Raw genomic sequence first — 1,515 nt, 5'->3', positions numbered from 1 at the left:
GGAGTTGGTGTGGAGGGACTGCGTTCCGCCGAGGACTCCGGCCAGGGCCTCCAGGGCGGTGCGCACGATGTTGTTCTCCGGCTGCTGGGCGGTGAGGCTGCACCCGGCGGTCTGGGTGTGGAAGCGCATGAGCCAGGAGCGGGGGTCCTTGGCGTGGTATTTATCGCGCATGTGGCGGGCCCAGATGCGGCGCGCCGCCCGGTACTTGGCTATCTCCTCGAAGAAGTCTAGGTGGGCGTTGAAGAAGAGTGACAGCCGGGGCGCGAAGACGTCCACGTCCAGCCCGACGGCGATTCCCGCCTCCACGTACGCGAAGCCGTCGGCCAGGGTGAACGCCAGCTCCTGCACCGCCGTGGAACCCGCCTCGCGGATGTGGTACCCCGAGATGGAGATGGTGTTCCACTTGGGAACCTGGTCGGCGCAGAAGGCGAAGACGTCGGTTATCAGCCGCATGGACGGCTCGGGCGGGAAGATCCAGGTCTTCTGGGCGATGTACTCCTTGAGGATGTCGTTCTGAATCGTGCCGCGCAGGACCTTGGAGTCCACCCCCTGCTTTTCCCCCACCACGATGTAGTAGGCCAGAAGGAGCGACGCCGGGGCGTTGATGGTCATCGAGGTCGAGACCTTGTCCAGGGCGATGCCGTCGAAGAGGACCTCCATATCCGCCAGGGAGCTGATGGCCACGCCGCAGCGCCCGACCTCCCCTGAAGCGCGGGTGTGGTCCGAGTCGTAGCCCATGATGGTGGGCAGGTCGAAAGCGACGGAGAGGCCGGTCTGCCCCTGCCCGAGGAGGTACTTGTACCGGGCGTTGGTGTCCTCGGCGGAGCCGAAGCCGGAGAACTGGCGCATGGTCCACAGTCGGCCGCGGTACATGTTGTCCTGCACGCCCCTGGTGTAGGGCGGCAACCCGGGAACCCCGAGCTTCTGTGCATAGTCGAAGTCACCCAGGTCGTCGGGGGTGTACATGGGCTTGATGGGCCGGCCGCTGATCGTCTCGAAGAGGACGTCGCGCTCGGGCAGTCCGGCGATTCTTTCCTTCCACTCCGCGGTCTCGTCCCCGCGGCGGTTTTTCTCATTTATCCCCATAAACTCCCCTTCGCTCGCTTTTGGGGCAAGGGGTTTTGCCGACGGCATAGCTCGCTTCGCTCGGTTAAACCCCTTGTCTCCATTTTACCGGAGGTACGACGTGCCGATGACCAGCCGCTGGATTTCGCTGGTGCCCTCGTAGATGCGCGTGATACGGGCGTCGCGGTAGATGTGCTCGATGTCGGAGTAGTCGCCGCAGTAGCCGTACCCGGCGTGTATCTGCATGGCGCAGTCGGCGCAGAAACAGGCGGTCTCCGATGAGAAGAGTTTGGCCATGGCGGCCTCGCGGGAGAACCTCACGTCCCCCTGGTCCTCCAGGAGGGCGGCGCGGTAGGTCAGAAGGCGCGCCGCGTCAACCCGGGTCGCCATGTCCGCCACCATCCACTGGATGGCCTGGAGGTCGCCGATGGGCTTGCCGAACTGGACCCG

General features: G+C 65.1%; 2 protein-coding genes. Both read right to left on the bottom strand.

Translation table 11 applies throughout. From position 1 onward, the window contains the following. Positions 1-1,086: methylmalonyl-CoA mutase family protein (locus NTW26_06200; GenBank protein MCX7021850.1), on the bottom strand; the 1,086-nt coding region annotated here is incomplete at its 3' end. 84 nt (positions 1,087-1,170) lie between these two features. Continuing rightward, positions 1,171-1,515 (bottom strand): acyl-CoA dehydrogenase family protein (locus tag NTW26_06195; protein MCX7021849.1); only part of this gene is annotated, 345 nt, incomplete at its 5' end.

Source organism: bacterium (assembly GCA_026398675.1).
Classification (GTDB): domain Bacteria; phylum RBG-13-66-14; class RBG-13-66-14; order RBG-13-66-14; family RBG-13-66-14; genus RBG-13-66-14.
This window is presented reverse-complemented; position numbering and strand designations above follow the sequence as displayed.